The organism is Bacillus sp. MYb56 (assembly GCF_002976445.1).
GTDB lineage: Bacteria > Bacillota > Bacilli > Bacillales > Bacillaceae_G > Bacillus_A > Bacillus_A mycoides.
The window spans coordinates 1-22,805 of sequence record NZ_PCOH01000044.1 but is presented as its reverse complement, the minus strand read 5'-3'; the positions used below and the strand labels follow the sequence as shown (position 1 = coordinate 22,805).

Here is a 22,805-nt window from a genome sequence, read left to right as displayed (position 1 = left end):
GATGTGATTTTATGTTACCAGCCAAGATGAAAGGGAAAGCAATCCCTGGTAATCAGATGAAAAAGTTAATTCAGTATAAAACAACGGATTTTATCAACGGCTTTCAAGGAGAAAAGGGAGAATTTACAGCAGCTATCTATATGGAAGCGGACGGAAGTTTAAAATTCCGTTTTCCAACGACTGAAGATCGTACCATTGGCAAATGTCCATTATGTAAAAGTAGAGTTCTTGTAGGGAAAAGTAATTACTTATGTGAGAAATACAAAAAAGGCTGTGACTTCATTATTTTTGGTACATTCTCTGGTAAAAATCTAAGTAGTAACCATGTGAAAAAGTTATTAGAAAAGAATGTAACGGATCAGATTAAAGGGTTTATCTCGAACAAAAACGGGAAAAAATTTGACGCTCGTTTATCATACAGCGTACAGGAGAAGCGATTAAAATTCTTATTCGGCAAATAAAAATTGAATGTATGTAAAAGAGGACTAGGAAACGGAATAGTCCTCTTTTTTATTTCATTTTATAGAGTAAAGGGGGGATTCCGTAATGGCACATGTCAGTACGGAGGATGCGATGAAAGCAAGAAAAGTTGACTTGATTTCATATCTGGAAGCAAAAGGAGAAACATTTAAGAAAGAAGGAAACTATTATCGTCATACGGAACATGACAGTCTCATCATTAAAGGGAATCAATACGCCTGGAATAGTCGAGGGGAAAAAGGATATGGAGCGATTAGCTTTGCGATGATGTACTATGACATGACATTCCCACAAGCCGTGATGGACATTCAGAAGGGGGACTATAAAGAGCTTGATCGTTCTAAAGCTGAAGAGGAGCGCAAAAAAGAGCAGCAGCCCTTCATCTATCCAAAACACTTAGAGGTGCAGAAGCAGACAGAGATTAAGCAGTACTTAATTGATGAACGAAAAATAGATCCTCGCTTGGTGAACTGGCTAATTAAAAAGGATCTCATCGCCCAGGATAAGAAAAACAATGTCGTGTTCAAATGGAGAGAAGAAGGGGGCAAAGGGCAAGTAATCGGAATGAACCGTCAAGGGACGGTCAAAATGGAGAATAAAAGAGGAAGCTTTAAACAAATTGTCCCGAATTACGAAAGGATTCATGCAGGTTTTACAGTTGATGTGGGTAAGCCGGATAAAATCTATTTTTATGAAGATCCGATTGATATGTTATCCCATTGGAGCATCAAGCAAAATAAAATACAAAATGCTCGCCTGGTTTCTATGCATGGATTGAAGTCAAAAACAGTGATTCAATCTTTAATGGATGCGAAAAAAGAAGGGTACGATATTAAAGAGGTCATTATGGCAGTTGATAATGATAAGGCTGGGAAAGACTTCATTCAGACGATGAAATGCTTTGTTGATCTTAAAGAGGACATTCCAACGCATGAAAAGGATTGGAATGATGTCCGGAAGAAACAAGTGAGTGAACAACAGCCAAAAGAAACAGTGCAACCAAAGAAAATGAAACCAATTAAAGAGGTGGAGAGAAGTGTCTAATCTACCCAAAATGCCAAACATACTACAGATTTTGATTTGTGGTTTTATCCTTTATGTTCTTTTTCGTATTTGTAAGTTTATGTACCGAAAGATCCAGGAGCGTAGAATGCTGAAGCGAATGGCGAGGTCTGGTATTCGCTATATAGATAAAATGGACGGACATCAATTTGAAGTGTATCTGAAGGCTCTCTTTCGAGAACTTGGTTATTCTCCAATGGTCACAAAGCAGTCAAATGATTTTGGCGCAGATCTCGTATTGAAGGGGAAAAATCGTATTGTAATCCAGGCCAAACGCTATGGTATGAAAAATAGAGTTGGCATCAGTGCCGTCCAAGAGATATATGCAGCGCAAGCCTATTACAAAGCACATGAGGGCTGGGTTGTAACAAACAGTGTATATACAAGACAAGCAAAGGAATTAGCGGAAGCTTGTAATGTAAAACTAATAGATCGTGTAGAACTTCAGAAATTGATTAATAAAATTAATCCCGAATATACGGCTGAAGATGTATATCAAGGGGTAAAACCTGTAGAAAGAAAATGCCCAACATGTAAAAGTCATTTAGTCGTTAGAAATTCGAACACAACAGGAAATAAGTTTTTCGGCTGTTCCCATTACCCTACATGTACACATACAGAACCAATTAATAAATGAGCTGTGATGAAAATCCGGCTCTTTTGTTATTTTTAGGAATTAAATTAAAAAATCATACTCTCATCGAAAAAATGGCTCCTCAGATTTCGATATAACCAATGTTTATTTAAAAGAGAATGACATAAGACCTAAATAACAAAGGTTGTATTGTAAGCGGAAATAAGTGGTTTAAAGTGAATTAAGGATGTTATAAAGAATTTTTTATAAAATATCTGAAAAACAAATAAATAACCTTGTAAGGTTGATTATTTTGTTGTAAAATAACCTTACAAGGGTATTTATAGAGATAAGGAGTGAGAATATTGGAGAATACAGTAAAAGAAATCATTGATGATTTAGAGTATCTGTTCAGAAATGGAGAAATTGGCATGGAAGTAAGTAATTCGGCTTACTATCAGAGGTTTTGTAAAGTACTGGATGCAACAGAAATGCGCTATGATTTACACATTCATGAATATGATGAAGATTCCCTAGTTGTTAAATTAGTGTAAAATACAAATGTTTTAAGGGATTAATTTTCTTGAAGTATAAAAAGGGAATAGGGAGGAAAAGGATATGAAAATTGGTACATCTGAATGGCTTTCTCTTAGTAAGGATATTAAGCTGAAGTTGATCCGTTTGGCTGTCATAGATAGTAAATATAAACAAGCAAAATAAAAACCCTTCATTTGCTTAACAGCAAACAAAGGGCTTAGTTAATGAGTGACTGAAGTAGAAGGAAATCTAGTCCATTTCCTTCTTTATTTATTGTAACATAAAAGGAAAAGCACAAACAAAGGAGAATTCCCATGAAAGAAATTGATAAATACATGACACCATCTGAAGCAGCTTTTTATTGGGGGATTCCTCGTGAGACAATTAAGAATAAATATAGCCCCTCTCTAATGAACGAGAAGCAAATAAATGATTTAGAGCGCATGCTACAAGAAGGTTTAGTGAAGTACTTTTTGCATCCTGAAGGGAAGCGTAAGGAATGGATTATAAGCCGACAGGCAATGTATGAATGGTTTGGAGAACCAAAAGACAAGTAGGAAAGGGGGATAATAATGCAAGAGGAAACATTTTCTCTGTGGGGAGGATTCAAGAGTGCATTTAGTTTGATTATTTGGTTTTGGATTGTTATGTTCTTGATATTTGGTGAAAGCTTGTTACAATAGAATCAAGTCGAAAGTCTAAATACCCTTAGGTAGCTCTCATAGGTGTAAGATCTATGGGGGCTTTTTCATTATAGTATATAATAATTTCACGTACCGTAATAATTAATAAATGATAAAACACCACATCAATAGTGTACATTTAACTTTATGTTGAATTAATCCGCTAAATGGATAATGTACTATTTGTATTGGATAGATTTCTTGCGAAATATGTATCAAGAGCAGTATTTGGGGTTTGTGTACTAACGGAACAGAAACGGCAATAACACTCAAAACCCCTTACTATGTATTTTAATGTTCAATTTAAAAACTATTTTAGATTGAATGTCGTTGACCTAATTAGATTTTTCTCTTCTTACTTTCTTTGGTTTAATAAGATTAAGATTTATACTGGTGACTTAGTTTCATTTCGTATGAAGGATTTTTATTTAAATAAAGTATTAGACTTAGTAAGTAATTTGAAATTATCTAGTACAAAGGGATTTCTCCCTCGATGTTTAATGTAATTAAGAAATTACATTTTAATAATAGGAGGATTTCCCCTTATAATTCGAAAGAGAAAGTTAATGGATTAAGTTAAATAGAAATCTATTGAAAATTAGGAAGTGTATGAGTTATAAGGAATTAGTTTTTTAATAAAAAAGGAGCAGGTAAAGCCATGAATCTTAACAAAGATTTAACATTGGCTTGCGTATACTAAAAAACGAGGTGATTTTAAAAATGAGAATTCTCATTGTGGAAGATGAACTTGATTTACAGCACTCCATTAAAGAGGGGCTTGAAATAGATGGATATGTGGTGGAGACCTGTGATAACGGCGAAGATGCGTATGAACTTTTATATATAGAAAATTATGATTTGGTTGTTCTGGATCTTAATCTACCTAAAATGGATGGGTTGGAGGTCCTAGAAAAAATAAGAGATGAAAAGCCAGAACTAAAGGTACTGATATTAAGTGCAAGAAATAGTGTGAACGATAAAGTAAAAGGTTTGGACTTTGGAGCGAATGATTATCTTGCAAAACCTTTTGATTTTGCAGAATTGGAAGCGAGAATTCGAGGATTGTTAAGGAGGAGATTTATCCAGGAAAGCAGTTTTGTTTCCTGTGGAGATATCAACATAGATTTATCAAAGCGCATTGCTTTTGTATGTAATGAGAAACTTTCCCTTACCAAAAAAGAATTTGCTTTACTTGAGTATTTTTTACTCAATAAAGACAGAGTCATAAGCCAAGAAGAAATGATTGAACATATTTGGGATCAAAATGCAGATAGCTTTAGCGGTGCTATTCGTGTCCACATTGCAACATTAAGGAAAAAGTTGAAAGCAATTCTAAATTATGATCCGATTGAAACAAGAATTGGCCAAGGGTATTTTATTACTCAAAAAGGTGATAAAAACGATGATTAAAAAACTATCGCTCCGTTGGCGACTCACTTTAATTATTTCTGTACTTTTGGCAGTATGCTGTATTGGACTTACATTTATTCTCAATTTTTCTGCCAACATAATGGCAGAAACCATTGAGGCTACTCAAACGACACCTGCTAAACCCATTGGCGAGGAAGAAACTATTGTTGAGGAGGGAAGCGTTGGTGCAGAAGGAATCAACAGATACCCACCATTGGATATGAACCAAGATGTAAATTACGCAAAAGTAAATTTCCGTATGGAAAGTATCCTATATGCAATGATTATCATTTTGGCTGGTGGAGGTTTAACATATTATTTATCTGGAAAGGCTTTGAAACCACTTAAGCATCTAAACGAACAAGTCAAAAGCATCAATGCCCATAATCTTTCCAGGACATTGGACGTACCACCTACTAAAGATGAAATAGCGGAACTTACAGTGTCCTATAATACTATGACTGATCAGCTAAACGCTGCTTTTGAAATGCAAAAACGGTTTTCAGCAAGTGCAGCACATGAGCTTAGAACTCCCCTTACGGTTTTGCAAACAAAGGTGGATGTGTTTAAAAAGAAAAATGAACACACAAGGGCGGAGTATCACACCTTTATTACGGTTATTGAAAGACAGACAAGCAGATTAAGAGGTTTGGTAGGTAATCTTTTAGATATGAGCAATATGGATGAAATAATCCAACAGAATAATATTACTACGGAAGACTTATTTGAAGATATTATCTTCGAGCTTTCTGGTATTGCTAAAGAAAAGAATGTCCAATTGTCTTTGAATGGTGATAACAGCGTTATTCATGGGAATATAGATTTACTTTACCGTGCGTTTTATAACCTTGTTGAAAACGGTATAAAATATAATGTGAATGGTGGAAGCGTCACTATTGGAGTATCGGGTAGATCTGCTGAAAAGATTTTAATCACTGTAAAGGATACAGGTATAGGCATTTCTGAAATCGATAAGAAAAATATTTTTGAACCATTTTATCGTGTTGATAAATCTCGTTCCCGTGAAATGGGCGGAGCAGGCTTGGGGCTTTCAATTGTAGAAACCATCGTTAAAAGGCATAAAGGCACTATTACTGTAAGTGACAACGAAACAGGTGGTACTTGCTTTACGGTAACGCTAAATAAAATGAAATCAAGCAAAATGTAAATACAGAGCTTTGAATAGAGGATGACCCTCATATTTTAAAGCTCTGTATTTTTTTGTGCATATTTGCATTTTCTTAACAGGGATTTAACATCGGTTGCTGTAAAATGACACTATCCAATCAAGTGGGAAGTTTCGTTGTACAGTTAATTAAAATAGTATCAAGAAGTTTTATCACTTGTGAAGAAATAAATTGATGGAGGATAAAGTTAATGTTTGAAATAAAAAATGTATCGAAGCAGTATAAAAGTGAATTCGCTTTATACAACGTCTCAATGAATATCAACAAAGGACTGAACTTTATTGTTGGTTCTTCGGGCAGTGGTAAAACCACACTTCTTAAAATCATGAGTGGTATGGAACAAGACTTTGATGGAGAGGTACTGTATTGCGGTAAAAATATCAAAGATTTATCTGCCAATGAAAAAAGTTATTTTTACAATAACATATTTGGCTTTGTATGGCAGGATTTCAACTTAATTGAGGATGCTACGGTTTTAGACAATGTACTGTTGTCAGAGTATCTAAAAGGTGAAAAAAATATAGAAAGTGCTGAAAAAATCCTTAAAGATCTAAAGATTTTTAACTTAGCACACACAAAGGTGAAAAAACTTTCAGGTGGTCAAAAACAGCGTGTTGCCATTGCACGAGAACTTATGAAAAATCCAAAAGTCATTATTGCTGACGAACCGACAAGTGCTTTAGACGGAAAAAACGCAAAAATAACAATGGATATTTTAAGAGCTATTTCTAAAAATCGAACAGTTATTGTTGTAACCCATGATACATCTTTAATTTCTGAAGAGGATCATATATTTGAACTGGATAAGGGCAAGCTTATTTCAAAGTCAGAAATTCCATTTGCAAAAACGCCTACACTTACAATGAAAAATCGTCCTAAGTTATCGCTGGGAAATTCTTTGTCACTTGCAAAATCTAATATAAAAAGTAAATTTGGGCGTTTTGCGGTAGCAACTCTCTCTCTTATGGTTGCGGCGATCCTATTGCTTACAATAGTGAATGGTGCAATTAACAACAGCAGTCAGGCAGAGTTTGATAAATTATTGGATACTTATGATAAAGGAATATTGAACATTACCGTAGTTGATAATTTTACAAGTGCAAGCGGTACAGAGGGAAATAACGATGAGGGACCAAAGGCAGATGTAACACAGAACATAGGTGGATTATATGAACAATTTGTAAATGATAAGCGAGTTGGATTTGGAGTGCTTATACCAGACAATATTAAGAATATAAATGTCAATGTTGATGGAAAAGAATACAAAGTTGAAAGTACTGGTAGCGTACCTCACATTAACAAACTTTTATCGGGTAAAATGCCTATGGGAAACAGTAATGAGGTTGTTGTTCCTGAAAGCTTTGTGAAAAAATTAGGTATCGATAATGAACAAGCAATTGGAAAAGAGATCACCTTCAATAGTTCCATGTATAATCTGGAAAGTGGTGAACCTTTATTAAAAGACGTTTCAATAAAGGCAAAGATCGTTGGTGTAATTGATGCAAATTTAGTATATGAATATGAAGGAAAAACGATGGAACAATACATTGATGATGCTTTCTTTTTTAGTAAAACTGCACTCGGTGAAATGAGAAAACAAGCGGAAATCCGTTCTGAAAAGATGGGTTTTATCATTCGTGCAAAAACTCCAGCAGATATGATTTCTATTAAAGATGAGTTAAATTCAAAAGGTATCGTTCCTATTGGCGATTTTGAACGAGTTGAGGACATTGTAAGACTTAATGCACAAACGACCGAACAAACTGAATCTGTAAGCCTTAGTATTACTCTTTTATCAGGTGTGATGGTAATGGCGATCTTTCTTATTACAGGCATTATGAGAAAAAGAGAATATGCCATTTATAAGATCAGCGGTTATAATAACAAGCATTTAAGCTTACTCATTTTCAGTGAAACAGTCATTGCAATGGCTACGGCAATTCTTTTCTTGCTTGTTACCTCTCCACTTATCAATTTGGTAACCAAAGCCCAGTTTAGTGTTGATATTTTAAATGCAAAAATGCTGTTCACAGGTGTACTTTTGTTAGTGGGAGTTGCAGTTGTGGCATTTGGAGTAACTATCTCTACTTTTGTTAAAGTCAATGTATCCACAGCGCTTAGGACTGGTGATCGATAATGATACAGATAAAAAATCTTACAAAAAAGTATGATGAAACACTTATTTTTGACAATATGAGTTTTGATTTTCCAAGCAAAGGACTCATATGCCTTGTAGGTGCTTCAGGTAGCGGTAAAAGTACGCTTCTTAATATGCTTGCTGGCTTTGACAGCACCTATGACGGTGAAATATCCGTAGGTGATACATCAATTAGTAGAATGAAAGTAGATGAGATTTGTGCATATCGAAGAGACAATATCGGCTTTGTTTTTCAAAACTATCATCTTTTAAGTGGACATACCGTGCTTGAAAATATCTTGCTTTCCTCAGAGTTACATCCTGTGGGGAAAGCAGAATACATCAATAATGCTGAGAAGCTTTTAGATCAACTTGGATTGTCATCAAAGGCAAATGAAAATATAGAAAATCTTTCAGGTGGTCAAAAGCAAAGAGTTGCCATCGCAAGAGCGTTAATTAACAATCCATCAATTATCTTGGCAGATGAACCAACTGGAGCGTTAGACCGTAGCAATTCAACGGAAATAATGAAGATTTTGAAAGAAATATCAAAAGACTGTTTAGTCATAGTCATCACACATGATCAAAAAATCTGTGATTTCGCTGATGAGGTAATGTCTATCGAAAATGGTAGAATTGTTGCTGATAATAAAGTGGTTAAAGGCACTGAAAAAAGCGAACATAAGGTTACATTTAATCCGACTGTAAGAGTTTCTGCTTTTAAAAGAGGACTTAAAAATTTCAAAGTACATTTCATGCGATACATGTGGGTCAGTTTAGCCATTTCTATCGGCATTCTTGCCTTTATGTTGTCCTTATCTTCAGGGAATATTTTGGAACAGTCTATTGCTGATTTCAAAGAAAAAAACACCGCCTTTAACAATGGCTACATCAAAGGGGAAGATGACGGAACAGTTTTTCAACTGTTAAAATCTGATAAGCGTATCGAAAATGTTTATTATCAATACAAAATTGATAATGTGTCTTTAAGCATAGAAGATAAATCTGAAACAATGATAGAAAAATATCCAACGCCAAAGGCTACCGAAAGCATGTCTTATGGCACTATGCCAAAAAGAGGAGCTAATGAAATATCCCTTACGCCAAGCCTTGCGAAAAAATTCAATAATAATTTCAAAGGTTTAATTGGTCAAAAACTCACATTAAAGTATGAAGGAAAAGAGTACAAGTTGAAGATAAGCGGTATCTTTAATGCTGGCTATGATGATTTCATTGTAAGCAGTGATGTTGAACAGAAGTTTTATAAGAATATTAAGGATAAAAAATGTTATTCAATTAGTTATGATGTGACAAGTTTCGATGATATTGTTTCTGTGAGTGAAATGCTAAAGGCAAAAGATATAGACAGTAAAAATGTTTCAAGCGAAATTGCAGCCTTACAAAATACCTTTAACAGCCTTAGCCGTCTGTTCCTAGTAGTATCTATTTTGATTTTAGCAATTGGTCTCTTTATCAGTGTTATTCTGCTTGTTAAATTACAAAATTCGAGATATAGGGAATTAGGACTGTTATCTGCACTAGGTTTTAGTAAAGGTACAATACGAAGAATGATTATTTGTGAGAATATATTGTTGTCGGGCTTGGCGTCTGTTTTTAATGCTGTCCTAATTGGTTGCATCTATGTAGTAAGTATTGCTTTTGATTTAAATCTAGTCATCACGATAATTCAAATGTTTCTCTCTATTCTTGCGACAGCAATTATTGTCATCATAATCAGCATAATAGCAAGCCATAAGCTTATTCATACTGAGCCAGCTGTTGCGCTAAGAAAGTAAATACCGCAATAGTAACATGGGATTTAATTGAACTCGTAGAGTATTTTGAACAAAAAGGTGTAAAGCTCATCAGTTTAAAAGAAAATTTTGATACACATACACCACAGGGAAAACTCATGTTAACTGTCTTTCAAGCATTTAGTCAATTTGAACGAGATTTAATCGTCCAACGGACGAAAGAAGGAATGGAAAGTGCTAGAGCCAGGGGAAGAAAAGGTGGTCGCCCGAAGGTAAAAGAAAAATACATTAAAAAAGCCTTAAATCTATATGCTTCTAAAGAATATAGTATTAGTGAAATTGTTGCCATGTCTGGAATTAGTCAAGCAACGTTATATCGATACATAAGAGAAAAAGGAATGAATAGTAAAGAAAAACAGAGTGTTGAAAAAGAAAAAACTGCTGAAATTAGAATGTGGCTTAGAGTAGAAAATAATAGCAAATTTGTCAGGGGAAAAGGTAAGGTACGGAAAGAAGTGGAGCAATATCTCAGATATCATTTTAATATGGAAGTGAATTCATCTGGTGAATATGTATTTTGCGTTTCCTATAAGAATGTCGATGATTTAACAAAACAGGTTGAGGATATTATTTGTGAGATTGCAAGTGATGCTGATAGGAGAAATTATTTTATTGAGGCGAATACTTATTGTGATGAATTAGATTTATATTGGTAAAACTTTAAGGGGTTTGGAGTACTATTGCCGTTTCTGTTCCGTTACTACACAAACCCCATACTTAAAAATCTTCGCTTAATAAGCATGGGGCCAAGCTGAAAAAATATAGAATATCGTAAAAAGTTCAGAATTTTATACGATATTAATGAAAGACTTTTGTAACACTTTCGAAAGAAAAATGAAAGGTATTTAAACTAAGATAAACTTCGGAACGTTAAATTCAGTTTAATAAATAGAAAAAAATAGGGTAGCACAAAGTGAGGAGCACAATTATGAATGGAAAAGCAAAAAAAAGTATGCGAAAAGTCCTTCCTGTAGGGATTGCAATGGGGATTTTATTCAGCACCAGCCCAGTAACAGAACATAAAGTGAAAGCAGATGTTGATACGTTCGGAACGATTGTTACAACATTTGGAAGTATTTATGACGCATTTGGTAAAGAGGCTTTTACTAAATATTTAGAAGATGCTAATGCAAAAAGTAGTTATAGTAATTTTTGGGAAAATATTACTTATGTGGCTCCTACTTTTAAAAAAGGAGAGTTTGGGATTACTGTATTTGATTATTATAAAAATCAAGATTTTAGCCAAAAGGTTAAAATTGCTTATCCCAATGGAAAAGTTGAATATAAAACACTCAAGCATGGACAACAACTTCGTATTAAGGACGCTGGTACAATAGTAGATTTAACTCCTGATGAACCAGAACTATCTAAACATGATATTTTGTATATTACACAAAAACAATTAGATGAAGGAAAGACCGGTGTTTCACTTACGAATTTCAAAACATATTATCTAGAAAGTGACAATAGTGGTCGTATAAATGAACTAGGATGGAAATTTGTAAAACAACAGTTCCCAAATGCTTATCATCCTCAAAGCGGTTTGGCTAATATCGGTGTTAATGAGCATGATCTTTTCAAAAAATTACCAGAAGACAAACGGATGCTAGGAACAAGTACTTCAAAGACAGTGGGCAAAGAGGCTCTTTCTAATTATGTTACGAATGATTCTGAAGCTCTTGCAGATTTTAATAACCGCGTAGTAAATGTATTTGCAGATGCTAATCTGATTTTCGAAGCAAATCTTGTGTTAGGACCGCTTTCATTTGATGGCGATACAATTTATCAAATTATCCCGTATAAAAAAGGAAGCAATAAAGTAGTGATAAAAAAAGGGTCGAAGTACCTTTCAGGGAAAGAAGGACAATCGGTTCAATTTTCAGATTCGATTGGCGATGACGAAGTATTGGAACTTGTCCAAATCGAAAATTCTGGTAACAATGAATTTCAGTTTAATTTGATTAACAAGAATGGAGCACGTTTGACTGATACTCCGGGCCACGATAGAAAATTCACTACTACTACTGATAAGGATTTTGCTTCTAACATTCGTTTCCCTGCAAAAAGCAACAATGAAATTCATAACTGGTTAAGAGAGTGGCACCCTGGGAAAGAAAATGAGAAACAGAATTATGACGGAGTAGAGTTCAAGTCTGATGAAAAAGATGGCTCTATATGGACTGCATACGACTCCTCTGGAAAATTGATAAAGAATAGTTGGGTAAAACAAAGTTACCAATGGTCTTATGCAGATGCTTCAGGAGTTCTCTTGAAGGGCTGGCAGGAAATTGAGGATAATACATATTATTTTAATCCGGAGTCTCACGCAATGGCTTCAGGAGTAAATTCACCAATTGAGGGTAAGTACTATTACTTTAATGATTCTGGTGCTTTGCAACGATCAGCATGGAAGGAAGATCAATATGGTCTACACTATTCTGATGCTTCTGGAGCGTTGGTTAAAGAAGGTTTGCGGGAAATCGATGGGAAAATTTATTATTTCCAAAATTACAATGTTAATAAAAATGAAATACGTCTAGAAGATCAAAATGTCATTCTTCACTTTTCTGACAAAGGCGCACTTGAGAAAGTTTCTAAGCTGAATGGAGAAGCGCTAAGCACGGTGACTGAAGTTACTTTTGAAGAGAAAACGTTAATGTTTGAAGGAGATGGTTCCACTAGAAAAAGCGGAATCTCTAAAATCTTTTTACCTGGACTGAATTTAGAGGGGAAAGAGCAGCCTGCATTGGTATATTACAGCTTAGAAGAAGGGCGTTACTATACCGGCTGGAAGGAAGTTGATGGAAAAAAATATTATTTCCAAGATGGTATAAACTATACTTTCGATGGTTATGAAACCATTGACGGAAAAAGATATTATTTTAATCATGACGGAGAAGCTAAGCTGACTGGATTTGATAAAGTTGATGGTAAGATATACTATTATAACGATAAAGGCGAAATGCAAAAGGGTTGGCAACAAATCGATGGTAAATGGTATTACTTCGATGATTCTGGAGCAGCTAAGATAGGATGGTTCAATGGTCCTTACGAAACCACTACCCATGGTTATGGATACTTTAGGTATTATGCCAAAGCGGACGGTTCAATTTATCAAGGCGTCACTGTTGAAATTGATGGCAAGAATCATACATTTGACAGTCATGGACACAGAGAATAAATGATACAAAAAGTCTATTTTTTATAAATATGACTTGCTAAATGAGATTCCCACGACCTCCAGATGCTTTCAGCATCTGGAGGATTTTTATTAACTTGATGGCTATGGGGTATGGAAACGATTCAAAGAATCATCCGCTCACACCTGGGAAAATCCCCAATTTTAGCGGGTGATTTTTATTATACTTTGTCTTGTAGTTTTCAATCATCATATAAAAGGTGGTTATTCAGGCCAACTAATTGCTTCATCATTTTGGTTATTTATTACATTAATAATTCATTATGCTTATCAAGAATTTGGTACTAATTTTGCATCAGAAATACTAAGTAGTCTCATATGGTTGATGATCTTCATATTGATTAGAGCGGTTCTTGAAAAAAAGAATTACTATTTTGATCATTTATAAATCAGAAGAGTAAATTCCCTGTAGCAGAATCCTTATGATAAGGATTCTTTTTTTTGTATCAAAAATCCACAAATAAAAAAAGATAAGATCGGCGAACACGATCTTATCTTTAGCACAAGGAGTAAACAAAAGGATAACTATCATATTTTTATTATAATCTATTTTTTGTTATTTTTTAATATTGGAACCATAATTAACAAGTATATCTATATTGAGAAATTTATTACAAAATTAGTTATAAATGATTCAAAACTCCAATGTAAACTTTTGTCCATTAGTTTACATTCAAACCCCTGAAGGAGTACGGAAACGATTCTGGTTATGAGGGGGCACTCTGGGATTTAATTACAAATTAAAAAAGAACTTTATTCAAGTTCTTTTAATCTACGATACAGGGCGGCCTGACTCACACCTGTAATTTGGCATATTTCTTTCACTGTTTTAGTGGTGTGCTCCCGTAATTCAATCGCATGATTCATACCTGGGTGTTTATCCGTGTATTTCTTCAATCTTCCTCTATATACTCCTTTTTGTTTCGCTAACTTTATTCCCGCACGTTGCTTTTCTTTAATTGTACCTTTGAAATAAAGTCGTACTGTTTATAAAAAAGATGTACCGTTTTAAAGAAAGTTATACCGTTTATAAAAAAGTTGCACCGCTTTATCCCTTTGTATAAAGGGATAAAGCGGTGCGTATTTTTAATTACAAAAAACATTTTGTCAAAAATACTTTACGAATTGTAAGAAATAAATTACAATACTTTCAAGAGGTGTTGCTATTGTTACATAATAAAATTGTCGTTTGTCGAGCAGAAAAAGGTTGGACTCAAGAAGAACTGGCAAAAAGAGTAGGTGTTAGTCGTCAAACTATCGCTACTCTTGAAAAAAATAAATATAATCCTTCTCTAATTCTTGCTTTTAAAATTGCAAATATATTTGAAAAGTCAATAACTGACGTGTTCGATTATCAGGAGGAGTGAGACATATGTTGTGGTTAAAATCTTTATTTTTAGTTTTAATATTCATCAGTCAGATGTATGTAATAAAATTTCAATCAAGTGATGAAGCAAAAGACGAAAGAGGGAGAGAAATTCAATATAAAACAAATAATTTGTTGTACAACATCCTATATTTAGGTATCATTGCTATTATTATTTTTCAATCGATAGATATTGTTCCTTCAGAATTTCTACCTGATTTATTGTTATATTTTGTGCTTTCATTAAGTGTGCTAGGCAGTATTTTTATATTTATCAACAGAAACAGGAAAAATTACTAATATGAGTTAGGCTTTTTATCTTGTTCTTTTAGACGATTGAACAAAATGTTTCTTTTAAAAAGTGAAATTTATATACTATATCATGAAGGAATATAGTTAAACTAACAGCTGCGTTTATTTAAGTAGGTCACATAAAATGATCAATCTTTTTTATAAAAACTTAAGGAATCCAAAATTAAAACCCACACATTTTGATCAAACTTTTTCAAAGTGTGTGGGTTTCTTCTATTTATAAAATCAATATTTGTAGCAATACTTTGATCAAACTTTAATTCAAACCAACACATTGTTCCCCAAAACGAAAAAATAAGCTAGTTTCATTTGAATATAAAAAAACGCTATACTTTTTGTAGGAATTTACAGAAAGGATGGCGTTTTTATGAATCTCTCGATTTCTGATGAACTACAGCTACTTTCTAAAGAGATGGGCATGTAGTGGGACCCTATATATACTGGTCAATTTACATTTGACAAAATTAATATCATGATTGAAATCATTTTTAACAGATACCGAATATTGCAGCTTACACAAAACATCCATAGTTTAAACTAAAGTTTAAGGAGCTGTTACGTCTCTCTTCTTTTTTTTATTGGGGCTAAATTATATTCCTTACGTGGCCATAAAGCGAAAAATATATAAATATCTAACAGCTCTAAGAATAAAAATAGGATGGATCCTCCCCACATGCCTTCAAAAATCCCCACCACATATAGCCATACAATAAGCGATAATGAAGCGACATAATAAAGTATCCGAGCAGAACACCACATGATTCTTTGAACAGTAGTATTTAAATCATATATTTTATTTACTTTCTTCTTTTGAAAAACAGGCTTTTTCTTTCGTATCCGCTTTTTCTTTCTACCCTTTGCCTTCATATAAACCCCTTTAATAAGATAATGAAAAAGGACAAATCTGGGTTCTATAAACACAGTAAAGATTTGTCCTTTTCTGATTGATAGAAACAATATGTTCTGAATTCAGGTTATAAATTCATATTCATTTTAACTTGTAAATATTAAAACTTCAATTAGGCTTTCAAATAAATACTTAAGCATTTATTTTATTTAAAATTGAAACTTTATTAGTAGTAAATAGTACATAATCTTGTTTTTGAGTTTTAATTAAGATGCGATCAGTTGTAGCATAAGGTGTCCCAATTCGAATTGCTTCAATTTTTTCAACACCAGCATAAGTATCATCTTCAGTAACTTCAATAATTTCATTTAATGGAATACTAACTTTTGCTAATTGCCATTTAATAATTAATTCCTCTGTTGTTTTTATAACATCAATACCCAACATATTACCAAGACCTTTCCATTCTATTTTCTAAATATAATTATAAATCAAATAAATGCACTTGTAATTAAATATCTTTATTGGATATTTATGTTTGCTAATGATATGAATAACAAATTTTTTTTATCTATTTTTGAAAGTAAACTTTTACCCAAAATTTTACATTGAAATCCCCTTAAACATTGACTTTTATCTAATTTCATTGATATTATAAAAAAAGGTAAAAAAGTATACATTCAAATCATTGAAAATAAAGGGATTGAAAAACAGATGGATAAAAAGCAACATTTAATTGATGTACAACCAATTCGGAGCATAGAACAGCTCAACGATATGAAATGGTCGCTCAAACGTCATTGTTCAGATCGTGATTATATATTATTTCTAATTGGTATTAATACGGGGTTACGTGTAAGTGATTTACTTAAAATGGAAACGAATGAGATTTTAAAACTTAAGCGAAAAAAACGGAAAGAATTTAAGGTTAAAGAAGGAAAGACAAAAAAGGAACGTATCATAAATATTACATCCATTTTTGAGGAAGTATTGCCATACGCTGAAGAGCTAAAAAGTACCTGGTTATTTTCTTCTCGAAAAGGGAATAAACCCATTAGTAAAATTCAAGCCTATCGACAGTTACAAAAAGCCGGAGATTTTGCCGGAGTAGAATCTTTAGGTACTCATACCATGCGTAAAACGTTTGGCTATTGGTTTTACAAGCAAACAAAGGATATTGCTATGTTACAAGAAATATTGAATCATAGTACACCACAAATTACACTAAGATACATCGGGATTAATAAGGAAGAAAAAGATAATGTACTTGATACATTCCGCATCTAATTTAAATTAGATGCTTCTTTATTTTCAGAGATATGTTGAAATGATATAGTGCCCCCTGCAAGTAAAAATTTTGTGTATTACCTCCTTTCAATCCAATACAAGTATATTTCTTATTATGATTTTTAGTTTTCGACGAATAAAAATGCCCTATTGTATAAAGGGGACGGAAACGATTAGGGGTTTTAAGGGCCACTCTGGAATTAAATACCACGCTTTAATTTTGATAATTGTATTTGAGAACCTCTAAATCCTTTAAAATCAATAACTTGTAATCTTATCAATAGAGTGTGATTATGCAATTATACATATCCAAATAAAGGGTTAAATGTATAAGTAATACCATTAAATTATTCTATAAGTATTTTTCTAAAATAAAAACTAACCCCTTCTAAATTAATATAGTTATTTTTTCATTGGATTTATTAAGTTGTAATCATTATAATTACTACGATAGAATTCATCATTAATTTTATTGGTATAATATATCCTCACTCATATTAAGTATGTAACTATAAAATTATCGAATACATAAGATAAAATTCTAATATTTACGACAAAATTTTACTACTTACGACAAAATTTTACTATATTCGCAATGGAGTTTAATGTTTTAATAAGGGCATAAGATATTAGTTACATTTTATGACATATAAAATCAAGATTACCTTTGTATATGTCTTTTATGTAACTGCTTAGGGAATACGTTTATAGTAGGCAATATGTACAAATATTTACAAGCTATATTTAGATTCAAACAATATGTATCTTTATAACTGCATATGACAATTAATTGTCTAAAGGTTAGATTTCATATAAATAAAAATTAAACCTTTAAAATTTAGTCCAACTATTTTATCAAAAAACACCAATTAATAGGAGGAGTTACCATGAAAAAAACGTTAATCGCAGGGTTATTAGTTACAGCAGTATCTACAAGTTGCTTCTCACCTGTAAATACTTTTGCAGAAAGTAATACAACTTATTTACAACCAAGTAGTATACTTGGACCCGCTATGGATAGGTTATCAAATTCGATTACGAAATTAGGATCACAGACGCCATTAATTCAAGGATATGGGCTAATCATATTACAGCAACCAGATCTTGATGTAAGTACTATATATGGAATAACTACTGATCAAGGCACTGTAAGAAACCATGTTCGAGACTGCCTGGATATAAATAACCACAAATTATCCGTTGTAAATCAAGACATACAGAGTTTCGGAATAAGGTTTACAAATTATTACAATAAATTAGTTGAACTAGCTGGAAAAATGAATGAAGATCCGGAAGCAAAAGTATTATTTGTACGTATTTTTAACTTACTTCAAGGTGACGTGCAAAAAATTCAGTATAATATGAAAATAACTTCAGAAGACTTAAACAATTCTAAAAACGAATTGGCTGAAGATAGTAATAATTTTTCTAGTAAAGTTAGCAGAGCGTTTGAATCTTATAAGGGTTCAGACGGAGACATTGAAAAATTAAGAACGGAAATGGGACAACTTAATGCAGGCATTCAAGAAGATTTTGAAAAACTTCTAGCTCTACCAAAAGAAAATCTAGACGGTTCTTTAAATATTACAAAGTCGGTTATTAATATTTTGAAAGACGGAGTTAAGGATAAAACTGTAGACGTGTCTAATTTGGAAGCGATTTATAACCAATATGGACAACTCAAAAATGATAAAGTAACAGAACTGAATAAAGCTATTGCTCAAAAGCAACAGAAACTAATTCAATTGGTACAAAATTTATCGAATATTGAAGTGCAAGCAACTCAAATGACACTTATTGAGCAGCAATTAAATAACTTTACAAGAACAGTTAAAAAGCAAACTCAGAGTTTTGACAATCTAGTAAGTAGTTGGGACACCTTTAATAACATAATGATTGAAACGGGGACAAGTCTTAATACTGATGTGAAAATAGATTCTAATTCATTACAAGCACGATTAAAAGAGCTTAAACAGTTTACGGATGAATTGAAAAAACAAACAACGGAATATCAAGAGAGTGTTACAAAAATAAAAGTAACAGGATGAAATTTGTAGAATTCAGAACAATAATTCTTAATAATGTAAGGAGAGAAAAATGTGATGAAAAAACCTTATAAAGTAATGGCTTTATCTACATTAATAGCAACAATCGTAGCGGGTGGCATTATGCCATCATATGCCTCGGCAGAGGCACCTGCACCTATTTATGCAAATCAAGACCTTAAATACCCTAGTTATTACCTTGGACCAACAGGGCTTGATAATGCGATGAAGGACACTAAATCCAATATGTTGGTAATGGACCTGTATGCTTTAACTATTCTTAAACAAGCAGATATTAATTTGGATGGTTTACCTTCAGTTGGCGATAATTTAAAAACAGCCATTAAAGCCAACCAAAATCTTACTAGAGAAAATGCAACATACTGGTTAAATAATTTGAAATCAGGGATAGTTACGACGAATCAAAATATTATCAGTTATGATACAAAATTCCAAAATTATTCTCGTTATTTATTACAATATAAAAATGATCCAGTCAAACTAACAGCTTTGCTTACAAAGTTGAATGGTGAAATTTCACAGAATAAAGATCAAGTGACCAAATTAGTGGAGGATTTAAAAAGCTTTCGCGGCAAATTAGAAAAAGATACACAAAATTTAAAAGGGAATGCTGAAGAAGTCGTAAATATTTTAACTGGTCAAGAAGCTGGAATTCCACTGTTTCAGAAACAAATCGAAACAAATAAAGCATTAATCGATGAGAATAACAAAATTTATATTGCATCGTCGGTTGCAACTGCTGCTGGTGCATATTTAGTTCTTTCACCTTTTGCGCCCTTAGGTGCACCTATATTAGGAGGCGGGATATACGGAGTAGTTTCATCGCAGCAGCAGATAATCAAGGCACAAGAAGAAATTATAACGCTAACACAAAATATTTCAATGGCGCAACTACAGTCAGCTAGGTTAACGATAGTGCAAAGTGATATTAAAAATTTAACAGATACAATTGATAAAGCTATTGTTTCTCTTGAAAATATAAAGACTGCGTGGGATGGAATGGGAACAAAATATGACGCATTGATTAAGAGTGCTAAAGCTGTTGACCCAGAATTCCTTGCTATGGATATAACAGCAGATCTGGATACAGCGAAGGATCATTGGGAGCAGATTAGAAAGTATGCTGAAAATATTCAAAGTAGTGAGATTTCGTTCTTGAACAAATAATATTACATCAAGAAATTGCCGAAGTAATGAAAAATATAATATACTGATTTTCCCTTTTGAAGAACACATAATGTGAGTCTCCTGTTCAAGTTTGAGCAGGAGACTTCCTATATAGTTATGAAACTTAATAAAGATTATAGAATAAGAAAGTACGAGAATCTCTATTTTAATATGTTGTTTTATTTGCAATAATCGTAATTCATTTGAAGTAAAGAATAGAAGCTTATGAATTTAATAAAATATGTGATACATGTGAAAAAGCAGGTGAAAAAGATGAATAAAAATTTATATAAGAAAATTATTTTGTCAACAATCATTACGGGAATGGCAGTGAGTAATGTAATTCCACTTCATACTTTGGCAGCAGAACAAACTGTGTCCCAACAGCAAGAAAGTTTGAAGAACTATTCCCTTGGTCCTGGTGAATTTAAAGAAGTAATGGGGAAAATGGTGGCAAATATCCTTACAATGGATTCATATGCCAATACAATCAGTAATCAACAGCTGACAGATTTAAGTAAAATAAGTTCTATAAATGGTGATTTACAAGCAAACATGATTAAGCATCAACGGGATGCAATAGAGAATGCCGACTTTTGGTTCATGCATTTTAAAACTCGTATTATGTACACGCATCAGAATATTGTAAGTTATAATGATACGTTTCAAGCAAGTTATAAGCTTTTACTAACTGCTATAGAGCAAAAAGATACAGAGAAATTAAAATATGAACTAGAAAATTTGTACAATAGTATTTTGTACAATAGTCAAAAATTAGATGTACTGTTAGAAAAATTGAAAAATTTTCAAGGTGAAATAGCAGAAAATACAAGAAATTTCAAAGAAGATTTCAATCAATTGGAGAATATTCTAGAAAGTACGAACGCTGGTATTCCGCTTCTACAACAACGAATTGAGAATTGTAATAATACAATTAAAGAAAACTATGATAAACGTGGTGGCTATATAGCTTTATCTGTATTTATGCCTCCGATTGGTATACCATTGATTGTCACTGCTGACAAGAATATCGCATCTGCACAACAAGAAATAGAACAATTAAAGTCCAGAATTTCTGGAGCAGAGGCAGAAGTAGTTATTTTGACTGATGCCAAAAATAAAACGGAACATATGGCTGCAACAGTTGGTACAGCTGTTACTGCTCTTGAAAATATAAAGACTCAGTGGGGGACAGTGGAGAAAAAATATAAATCATTGATTGACAGTGTTGACAACATTAGTCTAGACCTGTTTGATGAGATTATAAGAGCAGATCTGGATACAGCGAAGGATAATTGGCAAGACCTTAAAAATTATGCGGATAAATTATATGAAGGTGCTAAGATTGTACAAGGAAACAGATTATAAAAGTAGACCCACCAGAAGAGCGAATTAAACAAATGGCACCGGATTGCTCCTGAATGTTACATAATACACTCAAAAAAAGTCTCTTGGGAAATAATGTATCACTATGACCTAGTTTTACACGTATCTCGACTGAACCCCAGTATTCCCCCTTGCTATATTTAAAAGAAAGAAATGTGAGGAGAGAAGGCCATACGGAAAGTTCTTTTAGGAAATTTATTAGTATTTGCAATACTAATGAGTATGTCCTTTGAACATAACGAAGTCGTAACGAATTCTAAAGAAGAAACTGAAGAGGTGGATTTACTCTTTCCATATGAGTATTAAAAAAGAAACAATCACTAATGATAAACATAATGTTTCAATAAGTAATGTCTTTTTCAAAATACATCCTCCCCAAAATATATTGTTTATTTAATTATAGAAATTATGGGTTATTTTTTCTTAGTGTTATTCAGATTCGAAAAAGGCGAAACGTCAAGTAACTCCCCAATATACAATAAAGGTTTTTGTATATAGCTTGTTTTCTTCTAACCTTACAGAACTGTCATCTTTATGTAAGGTTAGAAGATAGTTTGTTTAACATTTTAAATGTAATAATAAGATTATAAAAAACGAAAATAAATTTTTAGAGATTATAGGAGTGTGTCAGCAATGATCGTAACAACAACTAATACTATTCAGGGTAAAGAAATTATTGAGTATGTAGACATCGTAAACGGTGAAGCAATTATGGGTGCAAATATCGTACGCGATATCTTCGCTTCTGTTCGTGACGTTGTAGGTGGCCGTTCTGGTGCTTATGAAAGTAAATTAAAAGAAGCTCGTGACATTGCGATGGAAGAAATGAAACAACTTGCAACGCAAAAAGGAGCAAATGCAATTGTTGGTATCGATGTAGACTACGAAGTGGTTCGTGACGGAATGTTAATGGTTGCGGTAAGCGGTACAGCAGTACGTGTGTAAATAGATAGAATGTGGATTTTTCTATAGCTTTTATGTATTTTCTATAAATATAGATGCATTATGTTTATGAACACATCACAAAACATAAAAAAGGAAGAGAATTTTTATAATTCTCTTCCTTTTTTATTTACGAGAAATTTCATGTTCATTAGCTGTTTAGTTCATCGAAAAATGCTGTAGAATGTACCTATTCTATTATAACAGTATAAAACATGGTTTTAAGATGTAATATTGCATATCAGAATGTGTTGATATATATATAAGTACTTACTATAATGAGAGCATAAAGATAAATCACATCTTAGCAACAACAAAAGAGGAGGAAATAATATGACAATCGCAATGA

The 22,805-nt window shown here is 32.9% G+C and carries 20 protein-coding genes and 1 pseudogene; 18 read left to right on the top strand and 3 right to left on the bottom strand.

Annotated features, from left to right (window positions below; all coding sequences use genetic code 11):
* The 11 genes and pseudogenes from CQ058_RS27975 to CQ058_RS27925 all read left to right on the top strand — a co-directional run.
* A partial coding sequence (locus tag CQ058_RS27975) for a topoisomerase C-terminal repeat-containing protein (RefSeq protein WP_258169565.1) occupies nt 1-461 on the top strand: 461 nt, incomplete at its 5' end.
* 85 nt (nt 462-546) lie between these two features.
* Nucleotides 547-1,524, top strand: a complete 978-nt coding sequence (locus CQ058_RS27970; protein WP_105590107.1) for a DUF3991 and TOPRIM domain-containing protein — start codon at nt 547-549, stop codon at nt 1,522-1,524.
* Nucleotides 1,517-2,179 carry a restriction endonuclease gene (locus CQ058_RS27965; RefSeq protein WP_105590106.1) on the top strand — a complete coding sequence of 221 codons (663 nt, stop codon included), beginning with the start codon at nt 1,517-1,519 and terminating at the stop codon, nt 2,177-2,179. The genes CQ058_RS27970 and CQ058_RS27965 overlap by 8 nt, the downstream gene beginning before the upstream one ends.
* A 302-nt stretch (nt 2,180-2,481) precedes the next feature.
* Nucleotides 2,482-2,670 carry a hypothetical protein gene (locus CQ058_RS27960; protein ID WP_059038275.1) on the top strand — a complete coding sequence of 63 codons (189 nt, stop codon included), beginning with the start codon at nt 2,482-2,484 and terminating at the stop codon, nt 2,668-2,670.
* Between the two features lie 297 nt (nt 2,671-2,967).
* Nucleotides 2,968-3,210, top strand: a complete 243-nt coding sequence (locus tag CQ058_RS27955; RefSeq protein WP_002139963.1) for a helix-turn-helix domain-containing protein — start codon at nt 2,968-2,970, stop codon at nt 3,208-3,210.
* Nucleotides 3,211-4,056: 846 nt separating this feature from the next.
* On the top strand, nt 4,057-4,746 hold the full coding sequence (locus tag CQ058_RS27950) for a response regulator transcription factor (RefSeq protein ID WP_105590105.1): 690 nt from the start codon (nt 4,057-4,059) through the stop codon (nt 4,744-4,746).
* Nucleotides 4,739-5,914, top strand: coding sequence for a sensor histidine kinase (locus tag CQ058_RS27945; protein ID WP_002193632.1), 1,176 nt, complete (start codon nt 4,739-4,741; stop codon nt 5,912-5,914). The genes CQ058_RS27950 and CQ058_RS27945 overlap by 8 nt, the downstream gene beginning before the upstream one ends.
* Nucleotides 5,915-6,123: 209 nt before the next feature.
* Entirely contained in the window at nt 6,124-8,070 is a 1,947-nt protein-coding gene (locus tag CQ058_RS27940; protein WP_105590104.1) for an ABC transporter ATP-binding protein, read from the top strand.
* Nucleotides 8,070-9,866 carry an ABC transporter ATP-binding protein/permease gene (locus CQ058_RS27935; protein ID WP_105590103.1) on the top strand — a complete coding sequence of 599 codons (1,797 nt, stop codon included), beginning with the start codon at nt 8,070-8,072 and terminating at the stop codon, nt 9,864-9,866. The genes CQ058_RS27940 and CQ058_RS27935 overlap by 1 nt, the downstream gene beginning before the upstream one ends.
* 14 nt (nt 9,867-9,880) lie before the next feature.
* Nucleotides 9,881-10,540, top strand: a pseudogene (locus tag CQ058_RS27930) (recombinase family protein); the annotation flags it as partial.
* Nucleotides 10,541-10,812: 272 nt separating this feature from the next.
* Nucleotides 10,813-13,065, top strand: a complete 2,253-nt coding sequence (locus tag CQ058_RS27925) for an N-acetylmuramoyl-L-alanine amidase family protein (RefSeq protein WP_105590102.1) — start codon at nt 10,813-10,815, stop codon at nt 13,063-13,065.
* A 771-nt stretch (nt 13,066-13,836) separates the two neighbouring features.
* Here the strand turns inward: CQ058_RS27925 and CQ058_RS27920 are convergent.
* Complete coding sequence (locus CQ058_RS27920) at nt 13,837-13,980, bottom strand: helix-turn-helix domain-containing protein (RefSeq protein WP_206772204.1); 144 nt, start codon at nt 13,978-13,980, stop codon at nt 13,837-13,839.
* A gap of 269 nt (nt 13,981-14,249) precedes the next feature.
* Here CQ058_RS27920 and CQ058_RS27915 point away from each other — a divergent pair, with 269 nt between their 5' ends.
* Both CQ058_RS27915 and CQ058_RS27910 read left to right on the top strand, forming a co-directional pair.
* Complete coding sequence (locus tag CQ058_RS27915) at nt 14,250-14,450, top strand: helix-turn-helix transcriptional regulator (protein WP_002094847.1); 201 nt, start codon at nt 14,250-14,252, stop codon at nt 14,448-14,450.
* Between the two features lie 5 nt (nt 14,451-14,455).
* Nucleotides 14,456-14,749: a hypothetical protein gene (locus CQ058_RS27910; RefSeq protein ID WP_002192061.1), complete on the top strand. Its 294-nt coding sequence runs from the start codon at nt 14,456-14,458 to the stop codon at nt 14,747-14,749.
* A gap of 567 nt (nt 14,750-15,316) precedes the next feature.
* Here the strand turns inward: CQ058_RS27910 and CQ058_RS27905 are convergent.
* Both CQ058_RS27905 and CQ058_RS27900 read right to left on the bottom strand, forming a co-directional pair.
* Nucleotides 15,317-15,628, bottom strand: a complete 312-nt coding sequence (locus CQ058_RS27905) for a hypothetical protein (protein WP_105590101.1) — start codon at nt 15,626-15,628, stop codon at nt 15,317-15,319.
* A 172-nt stretch (nt 15,629-15,800) separates the two neighbouring features.
* Nucleotides 15,801-16,055, bottom strand: coding sequence for a SunI/YnzG family protein (locus CQ058_RS27900; RefSeq protein ID WP_002192066.1), 255 nt, complete (start codon nt 16,053-16,055; stop codon nt 15,801-15,803).
* A 267-nt stretch (nt 16,056-16,322) separates the two neighbouring features.
* On the opposite strand from CQ058_RS27900, the gene CQ058_RS27895 reads away from it, so the two are divergent.
* The 5 genes from CQ058_RS27895 to CQ058_RS27875 all read left to right on the top strand — a co-directional run bounded on the left by CQ058_RS27895 (nt 16,323) and on the right by CQ058_RS27875 (nt 22,459).
* A complete protein-coding gene (locus CQ058_RS27895) occupies nt 16,323-16,895 on the top strand; it encodes a tyrosine-type recombinase/integrase (protein ID WP_105590100.1) in 573 nt (190 codons plus the stop codon).
* Between the two features lie 887 nt (nt 16,896-17,782).
* A complete protein-coding gene (nheA, locus tag CQ058_RS27890; protein ID WP_105590099.1) occupies nt 17,783-18,943 on the top strand; it encodes a non-hemolytic enterotoxin subunit A in 1,161 nt (386 codons plus the stop codon).
* A 54-nt stretch (nt 18,944-18,997) separates the two neighbouring features.
* Nucleotides 18,998-20,128: a non-hemolytic enterotoxin subunit B gene (nheB, locus tag CQ058_RS27885; protein ID WP_078177475.1), complete on the top strand. Its 1,131-nt coding sequence runs from the start codon at nt 18,998-19,000 to the stop codon at nt 20,126-20,128.
* 273 nt (nt 20,129-20,401) lie between these two features.
* Entirely contained in the window at nt 20,402-21,496 is a 1,095-nt protein-coding gene (gene nheC, locus CQ058_RS27880; protein WP_002169644.1) for a non-hemolytic enterotoxin subunit C, read from the top strand.
* A 651-nt stretch (nt 21,497-22,147) separates the two neighbouring features.
* Complete coding sequence (locus CQ058_RS27875; RefSeq protein ID WP_000637487.1) at nt 22,148-22,459, top strand: heavy metal-binding domain-containing protein; 312 nt, start codon at nt 22,148-22,150, stop codon at nt 22,457-22,459.
* Nucleotides 22,460-22,805 lie beyond the last annotated feature (346 nt).